This is a genomic window from Photobacterium sp. OFAV2-7 (genome assembly GCF_022347985.1).
Lineage (GTDB): Bacteria > Pseudomonadota > Gammaproteobacteria > Enterobacterales > Vibrionaceae > Photobacterium.
On the sequence record NZ_JAKRFQ010000117.1, the window covers coordinates 1 to 8472 of the forward strand.

Here is an 8472-nt window from a genome sequence, read left to right on the forward strand (position 1 = left end):
GGTTAACCTGGGTGGTGATTTGAAGACGGTTCTCGCCCCGGGTCAGATAGTGGCCAAAACGTATAAGGTTGGCATCAAACTGGGTGTCACGCTGAGGCTGCTCTGCGGTATTGGTATCTTGTTTCTCCTGCTGGTGGAGAACGCGGAAGTTGTTGCGAGTATTCATCAAGGCTTCGTATAGCCCGATGCGATACTTGCCGCCAAAGACTTTGATCCGCTTGTGATAGGTATTGATTGCGACGTCATCGAGCCAGTGTTTGAGGCCGTTTAACTCATAGGGGCGGCATTCCCCTTTGACCCGGCCGCGAAGATCGACAAGCTGATGACAGGGGGCCATGATCCGGTTTAGCTCCATTTTGATCTGGAGCCGAGCCGGGCCACTGGCCTCTTGGGTCATCATCTGAAAGACGTCCTCAAAATCCTCACTGTCATAGACAGGGATAAGTTGTTCAATCAATCCTTTATAATCGTCCAGCACCATAGCTCTTTCTGATACATTAGTCCTTAGTCTATTATCTGCATTTTGCAGCAAAAGTTTAGTCTGTCGTTAGTATTTCTTGCTGGATGTACCAGTAAAGGTATTCCAGTAGCGAATAGTGTGCTGACGATCAACGAGTAAAGGGGAAACATGGCCAAGACAAAGCGTGCCTATGTGTGTAGTGATTGCGGTGCGGATTTTCCTCGATGGCAGGGACAATGTAGTGCCTGTGCCGCGTGGAATACAATTACAGAATTTACCGTTCCGAAGACCCGCTCGGCAATCGGGACTGGGGCTCAGGCCGCCACAAGCAGCTATGCCGGGGCTGCAACTAAAATTCAGAAACTGTCTGAAGTCGAAAGCAAAGATCTGCCCCGCTTCAGCTCTGGCATTTCCGAACTGGACCGCGTACTGGGAGGCGGTATTGTACCCGGCTCGGTCCTTCTGCTGTGCGGTGATCCCGGTGCGGGTAAATCGACCCTGCTGCTGCAAAGTATCGGCGCGGTAGCGGCAAGCAAATCCGCCCTGTATGTATCGGGTGAAGAATCGATTCACCAGATCTCGCAACGTGCCAAGCGGTTGGGAACTCAGAATATCGATAAGATCAGCGTGGTTGCCGAGACTTCCGTTGAGCAGGTATTGAATCATGTGACTCAGCAAAAAGCCGAGTTTGTGATTATTGACTCGATCCAGACGATGACCGTTGCCCATAACGAGTCGGCCGCCGGTAGCCCGAGCCAGGTCAAAGAGTCGGCCGCTGCGCTGACTCGCTATGCCAAGACGGAAGGTGTGACCTTCATGATTGTGGGCCATATCAACAAAGATTCCAACGTGGCTGGCCCGATGCAGCTGATCCATATCGTGGATGGCTTGTTTGCATTGTCATCAACATCGGATGAGAAGTTCCGGGTGTTACGGACCTCGAAAAACCGTTTTGGTGCCGATTCCGAGTCATGCTTTTTTGCAATGACGGAAACCGGTATGAAGCAGGTAAAAAATCCGTCGGCGATTTTCCTGAGCCGTTCCGATAAGAACCACGCCGGTTCGGTGTGTACCACGCTATGGGAAGGAACGCGCCCTTTGCTGGTGGAAGTACAGGCGCTGTGCAATAACTCGGTGACGGAGAACCCGCGTCGCCTGACGGTAGGTTATGACTCCAACCGTTTGGCGATGTCGATTGCGGTGTTGGCTCGCCATGGCGGGGTGATGCTCTCGGACATGGATATTTTCGTTAACTGTGTCGGCGGGATCAAGATTGAGGAAACCTCGGCAGATTTGGCTGTATTGCTGGCGATTTTCTCCAGCTTCAAGAATGCCCCTATTCCGCAGGATGTCCTGGTATTTGGCGAAATTGGCCTCAATGCCGATATTCGTCCGGCAGCCAACGGCCTTGAGCGGATCCGCGAGGCGGCCAAGCAGGGCTTTACCCGTGCTGTCGTGCCAAAGGCCAATGCCAGCCGGAAGGTCAACGGGATCGAAATCATTGCGGTGGAAGATCTGCAGGAGGCACTGACGGCGTTTGAGCGTGTAGCCATGTAGCTGTTGGTCGTAGTTGTTTGGCTGTAGCTGATTAGTTATGGTCGTGAGGGGGCAGAGCCGGAAACAAAACGAGAGCCAGTTCGGCTCTCGTTTTTTGTATCTGCTTGAATCAGCCTGGCGTTACAATTTGCGCTGCTCACCAGAGGCCAGCGCCTGATTGCTTGCCGTTTCAATCGGTGTGAGCGGCTCTGGGGCGTGGGTGAGCTGAACCTGCATCGAGACCACATTGTTGATCATTTCCAGCAGTGAGGCCCACTGCACGGTTTTTTCTTTCTCAAACAGGGACTCGAAGTTTTCCGGCGTCCACTCGACAAACGGGCGTGGGTTCAGGGCCCGGCCGAGGAAACGGATCTCGTAATGCAGGTGCGGTCCGGTCGACAGCCCCGTATTACCCGACCAACCAATCAAATCCCCCTTACGAACAAATTTGCCGCGTTTGACATTGAACTTGCTCATGTGGGAATAGGTAGTGGCAAACCCCAGTGAGTGGTTTAGTTTTAAAAAGTTTCCCGATCCCTTGTTACTCGGTCGGGTGACCTCGATAACGCCATCGGCCGGTGCATAGATAGGTGTGCCGGTATTGGCGGCAAAGTCGAGCCCGCGGTGGCGCTTGCGTTTTCCGGTTACCGGGTGGATACGGGTACCAAAACCGGATGACATTCTGATCCCCGGCGTCGGGCTGCCGTTTGGCAGCAGCCTAAAGAGCGTTCCCCTGACTGCCGAGCTGATTGCGGCACTGTCCACGCGCTGCTCCAGCGGCAGTGCATCGCCGTCACCCGTTTGCAGCCCGAGGATCGTTTCGACGTCATCGATACGTTGGGTCAGCATGCCAAGGGCGGCTTTCTTGGTAGCCAGCTCCTGGGTCAGCGCCTGGTTGGCCGCATTTTCTTCAGACAGCGAGGTGGTGAGCTGCCTGGTCTGGAGGTTGAGCTCGTTAAGCCTTTGGCTGGAAAGCAGGTTCTGCTGATAGAGCTGATAGACACTGAAGCTGCCAGCCACAATGATGGCCAGGATCAGGCTCATTGTCAGGGCAAGGTAGCGCTTCTTGAAGCGATTGAGCAAGTAATGAGAGGTGCCTCGGTGATCTGAGACCGAGATACAGATATTTTCCGACATGGTGAATGACTACTACTCGTTAAGGTGCTTTTTTAAATCAGCCAGTTGTTCTAGTTCTCGATGTAATAGTTCATCCGTGCCGATATTGAGTTCGACTAGGCGCTTGAGGTGGCTGGCGCTTTCGATATCGATATGGAGGATCTGCATGCGCAGATAGTCGCTGTCGTGATGCACCAGCCGGGTATCCATTGTTAGCTCTATGTCACAGTCATGCAGGCAGAAGCTGATGCAGTAGTTCTCGTCCGGTCTGGGTGTCCAGTCCGGCGGGCAGGTTAGCAGAATCCCCTGTAGCGACAGATCACGCACTTCGGCAGACCACTGTTCCTGCGCCTGCTGGAGCTTAGCCGGAGTCCGGTAGAGGATGCGTATGAAGTGACGTCGTTCAGCCATAACAATACTTTTTTGATTATTAGTGACTTAAGTGTAATGAGAAATGCGACATTTCTCCAGGAATCGGATCACAAAAATGTGCTAGTCCGGCAGTGAGATCAATTGAAATGTCTGATCGTAGAGGCTATTTATAAAAAAGGCTGCATTATGCAGCCTTTTGATAAGCAAAGAGTATAACCCTTACTTGGAAATACGCTTGTACTTGATACGGTGTGGCTCGGCTGCTTGTGCGCCCAGCGTTTTCTTCAGCCAGTCTGTGTACTCGGTGTAGTTACCTTCGTAGAAGTTAACCTGACCTTCATCACGGTAGTCAAGAATGTGCGTTGCGATACGGTCCAGGAACCAGCGGTCGTGCGAGATAACCATGGCACAGCCAGGGAATTCAAGCAGCGCCTCTTCCAGTGCACGAAGGGTTTCTACGTCCAGGTCGTTGGTCGGTTCATCGAGTAGCAACATGTTGCCACCGGCTTTAAGCAGCTTCGCCAGGTGAACACGGTTACGCTCACCACCGGACAGATCGCCAATCAGTTTCTGCTGATCGCTACCTTTGAAGTTAAAGCGCGACGCGTAAGCACGGGCAGGGATTTCGAAGTTGTTGATACGGATGATTTCCGCACCTTCCGATATTTCCTGGTATACCGTGTTCTTGTCATTCATGCTGTCACGGAACTGGTCAACCGATGCCAGGCTGACTGTGTCACCCAACTCGATCGTACCCGCGTCTGGCTGTTCAACGCCACTTAGCATCTTGAACAGGGTTGATTTACCCGCACCGTTGGCACCAATGATACCGACGATAGCGCCTTTCGGCAGGCTGAAAGACAGATCGTCAATCAGAACGCGGTCACCGAATGACTTGGTCAGGTTGTTCACCTCAAGCACTTTATCACCCAGGCGCTCACCTGGCGGGATAAATAGCTCGTTGGTTTCGTTACGTTTCTGGTGATCGTTGTTGTTAAGCTCTTCAAAACGCGCCATACGTGCTTTTGATTTCGCCTGACGGCCTTTCGGATTCTGGCGAACCCACTCAAGCTCTTTCTCGATCGTTTTCTGACGGGCTTTCTCTTGCGATGACTCTTGCTTCAGACGGGCATCTTTTTGCTCTAGCCAAGAGGTGTAGTTACCTTCCCATGGGATACCTTCACCACGGTCAAGTTCCAGGATCCAGCCTGCAGCGTTATCAAGGAAGTAACGGTCGTGGGTGATCGCCACAACAGTACCGCTGTAATCAACCAGGAAGTGCTCCAGCCAAGCGACAGATTCAGCATCAAGGTGGTTGGTTGGCTCATCAAGCAGCAGCATATCTGGCTTGTCGAGTAGCAGACGACAGATGGCTACACGGCGACGCTCACCACCAGACAGTACCTTAATCTTGGCATCCCACTCAGGCAGGCGCAGTGCGTCGGCCGCACGCTCTAGTTGCATTTCCAGGTTGTGACCGTCTTTGGTTTCGATCAGGGCTTCCAGCTCACCTTGCTCTTTGGCCAGCACGTCGAAGTCGGCATCCGGTTCGGCGTAGGCGGCGTAAACTGCGTCAAGGCGAACAAGCGCTTCTTTAACGTCTGATACCGCTTCTTCAACCACTTCGCGGACTGTTTTTTCTTCATCCAGTACCGGCTCCTGAGGCAGGTAGCCGACTTTCAGGCCTGCCTGTGGACGAGCTTCACCTTCGATATCGGTATCGATACCTGCCATGATGCGAAGCAGGGTTGATTTACCAGCACCGTTTAGGCCCAAAACACCAATTTTGGCGCCCGGGAAGAAGCTAAGGGAAATATCTTTCAGAATTTGGCGCTTAGGCGGAACAATTTTGCCCACGCGCGACATGGTATAGACGTATTCAGCCATATCCGTTTGCAATCTCTAATATAAAGTGGAGGGGTATTTTACCTGTTCTGGACATAAGTTTAACAGCATTGTTCATAATTAGCGTTTAAGATGAATAAATACCAGCCTGTTACTGGATCGTGTTATCACTTGTTGTTCAGGCAAATAAGCATAGTATTGGATAGATCTGGCACTGCTGGCAGGGCCACAATAGGATTGTGTTGTGATTGGCTATTTTCTTCGTAAGGCATTCTCGGTTGTAATTATCACAGCAGGCATAGTTGCCACACCCACCTCTCTGGCTGCCGAGCTTGAGCAGCAGCGCGACTGGTATGAACAAGCCGGTATTGCGCTGGAAGAGGACAATATCGACGAGTATCGTAAGCTCAGGGACAAGCTGGACGATTACCCTCTTACCCCCTATCTCGACTACCGTGACTTTTCTCGTTTGCTGTTTATGAAGACGCCCAAGCAGGTAGAAGACTTTATCAAGGAGTACAAGAGCCTGCCGTTTAGCACCACAATTAAGTCCCGTTATCTTGAGTATCTGGCCGACACCAAGCGCTGGCAGAATTTTGTCGAGGTGCAGCCGATGCCGCCACGCGGAGAGGTGCTGAAGTGCCATTATTACTATGCCCAAAGCAAACTGGGCAATACTGAGGTCGCCTGGCAGGGCGCAGAGTCGCTCTGGCTGACCGGCAAATCACTGAGTGATGCCTGCGATCCGCTTTTGAACAAGTGGCAGAAAGCAGGGCAGCGAACCAATACCCTGATCCTCGATCGTATGTTGCTGGTGTATGAAGAAGGCAACCGCAATCGTCTCAAGTACCTCAACAAGCAGCTGTCGGGGAACGGGAAAGCCAAGGGCAGGGAAGTGCTGGCATTGTACGACAACCCCGATGGCGTCGCGGCTTTTTCCAAACGCAGCAAGGTAACGCCGTTTAACCAGAGCCTGACCGTACTGGCATACAAGCGTCTGGCACGGAAAGATGTCAGGGAGGCCGTCAAGCAATACCAGCGCACCATGGACGGCCAGCATTATTCCAAGAACAAGCGCCAGCTACTGGCCGACTATACTGCCAGCCGACTGTTCTCTACCGAGGATGAAGCGTTACTACGCTGGCGTGATGACAAGGTGGCTACCACGAATAGTACTAATCTGCTGGAGCGCCGGATCCGGGTGGCGATTCGCAAGGCAGATTGGAAAGAAACCGAACTTTGGATAAATCGCTTGCCCGAGGCGGCTCAGGATTCGACGCGCTGGACTTTCTGGCGTGCCAAGTTACAGGCCAAAGAGGGAAATGAGGCCGCTGCCGAGGAGCTGTACCGCTCTATTCTCGGCCAGCGTGATTTCTACAGTGCTGCGGCCGCCACGGTATTGAACAAGCCCATTGTGTATCCGGTCAAGAACCCTAACCAGTCGATGACGCTGACCTACGAGTACGGTAAGACACTGCGCCGGATCAAGGAGCTGATTGCGCTGGATAAGATTTTCGCCGCGGACAGGGAATGGCACTACCTGCTGGACCACATGGATAATGACGAGGTGGTGATGCTTGCCACCTATGCCGCGGCCAACAAATGGCATCACTTTGCCGTGCAGGCGACGATCTCCGGTCAGCTGTGGGATTACGTCGAGCTGCGGTTCCCGATAGCCCATAAATGGTGGTTCGACTTTTTCAGCAAGAAGCGCGATTTGCCGGCGACTACCATGATGGCACTGGCCCGTCAGGAAAGTGCCCTCAATGTCGAGGCGGTATCACCGGTCGGCGCGCGTGGCCTGATGCAGTTAATGCCTGCTACGGCGAAGGAGACCGCACAAAAGCTCGGACGCAACTACAAGGGCAAGAAAAGTCTGTTTGATCCCGGCGTCAATATTCGTCTCGGCAGCGGGTATCTGAAGATGATGCTGGAGCGTTACGACAACAACCGCATCTTTGCTTTTGCGGCCTACAATGCCGGTCCGAGCCGGGTGAAACGCTGGCGTCAGGAAACCGATGAACAACTGGATGTGTTTGAGTTTATTGAAGCGATTCCGTTTACCGAAACCCGGGGTTATGTACAGAACATCCTGATGTTTGAAGTCTACTATGGCGATCTTACCGGCGATAAAAACCCGTTGTTAAAACCGAATGAATTAGAAGCCATGTACTAGTCGATATGTCACCACGGCTTGGTTGCGTATCCAGAACGAGGTAGAATCTTGACTGAGAACTGTACTCATTGATGAGGTTTAAATGTCTTCTACTCCAGAAACACCTGAATTTACTGACTGGCAGCAGGTGATCGATATTTTGCATCAGGCTGCGACCGAGCAAAAAGATGATACCTTGCTGAAATTGCTGCTGACACCGGATGAGCGCACGGTGCTGCTATCCCGCGTCAATATTCTTCATGAACTGTTAAATGGAGATCGCAGCCAGCGTAAGATCAGTGAACTGCTGGGAGTGGGTGTTGCGACGATTACCCGCGGATCCAATGAGTTGAAGCATCACGATGAGGCAACCAAAGCCTGGTTGTCTGATTTGCTACAACAGCAGAGTGCCAAGAAGGCGCTTTGATTCCACAGTGTCAGTTTTTTGCTGGTGCGCTGTATGGACACATTACCCTGCCACTCGGCAGGGTTTTTTATATCTGTTTATGATACTGGCTTTTTATAGCACTCTGGTGCCGGTGGCTTTAATTTAAACCGGGAAGAGTTCCTGGTTCATAAACGGGATCAGGGCCAGGATAAGTGCCTGCTGGTAGACCGAGCTGCGGCTGAGCTTGTGGTTGGTCAGCATGGCAATCGCCCCGCCTTGCTGTTTTACGTTGTGCTGGTTGAACATTTCGTCCATGACATCACCCAGCTCGATCCCCTGGTGGACTTTCTCCAGGGCCTCGGGTGGCAGCGGCAGGGAGGCTGAGCGGGATTCACCTCGCTGATGGGCGTTTTCTATCACCATCCAGGCAAAGGTGAAGTCGCCGTCGATACCGGCCTCGATACTGACATAGTAGTCGGCATCAGGCTTGCTACGGCGGGCATTGGTGATTCGATTGCGTGCACCGGACAGGGTCTCGTCAGCACACATTGGCTGATCGCGAACCTCGCTGGCGACACTGATCCCTTCAAAAGAGAAGGT

Annotated in this window: 7 protein-coding genes and 1 pseudogene; 3 read left to right on the forward strand and 5 right to left on the reverse strand. The window is 52.6% G+C overall.

What is annotated here, in order from left to right; translation table 11 throughout:
• Positions 1-481: pseudogene (locus tag MHN01_RS09050) on the reverse strand (PilZ domain-containing protein); the annotation flags it as partial.
• 147 nt (positions 482-628) lie between these two features.
• Here MHN01_RS09050 and radA point away from each other — a divergent pair.
• Positions 629-2017, forward strand: a complete 1389-nt coding sequence (gene radA, locus MHN01_RS09055) for a DNA repair protein RadA (protein WP_239411055.1) — start codon at positions 629-631, stop codon at positions 2015-2017.
• A gap of 120 nt (positions 2018-2137) precedes the next feature.
• Here radA and MHN01_RS09060 read toward each other — a convergent pair whose 3' ends face one another.
• The 3 genes from MHN01_RS09060 to ettA all read right to left on the reverse strand — a co-directional run bounded on the left by MHN01_RS09060 (position 2138) and on the right by ettA (position 5371).
• Positions 2138-3133: a M23 family metallopeptidase gene (locus tag MHN01_RS09060; protein ID WP_239411056.1), complete on the reverse strand. Its 996-nt coding sequence runs from the start codon at positions 3131-3133 to the stop codon at positions 2138-2140.
• A 12-nt stretch (positions 3134-3145) separates the two neighbouring features.
• Positions 3146-3523 (reverse strand): PilZ domain-containing protein, encoded by a 378-nt coding sequence (locus MHN01_RS09065; RefSeq protein WP_239411057.1) that lies wholly within the window; start codon positions 3521-3523, stop codon positions 3146-3148.
• A gap of 180 nt (positions 3524-3703) precedes the next feature.
• Positions 3704-5371, reverse strand: a complete 1668-nt coding sequence (ettA, locus tag MHN01_RS09070; RefSeq protein ID WP_239411058.1) for an energy-dependent translational throttle protein EttA — start codon at positions 5369-5371, stop codon at positions 3704-3706.
• Between the two features lie 202 nt (positions 5372-5573).
• Between ettA and sltY the strand changes: the two genes are divergently transcribed.
• Positions 5574-7505 carry a murein transglycosylase gene (gene sltY / locus MHN01_RS09075; protein ID WP_239411059.1) on the forward strand — a complete coding sequence of 644 codons (1932 nt, stop codon included), beginning with the start codon at positions 5574-5576 and terminating at the stop codon, positions 7503-7505.
• A gap of 82 nt (positions 7506-7587) precedes the next feature.
• Positions 7588-7911, forward strand: a complete 324-nt coding sequence (trpR, locus tag MHN01_RS09080) for a trp operon repressor (RefSeq protein WP_239411060.1) — start codon at positions 7588-7590, stop codon at positions 7909-7911.
• Between the two features lie 123 nt (positions 7912-8034).
• On the opposite strand, the gene yjjX is transcribed toward trpR, so the two are convergent.
• Positions 8035-8472, reverse strand: a 438-nt coding sequence (yjjX, locus tag MHN01_RS09085) for an inosine/xanthosine triphosphatase (protein WP_239411061.1), incomplete at its 5' end; no start/stop codon positions are given.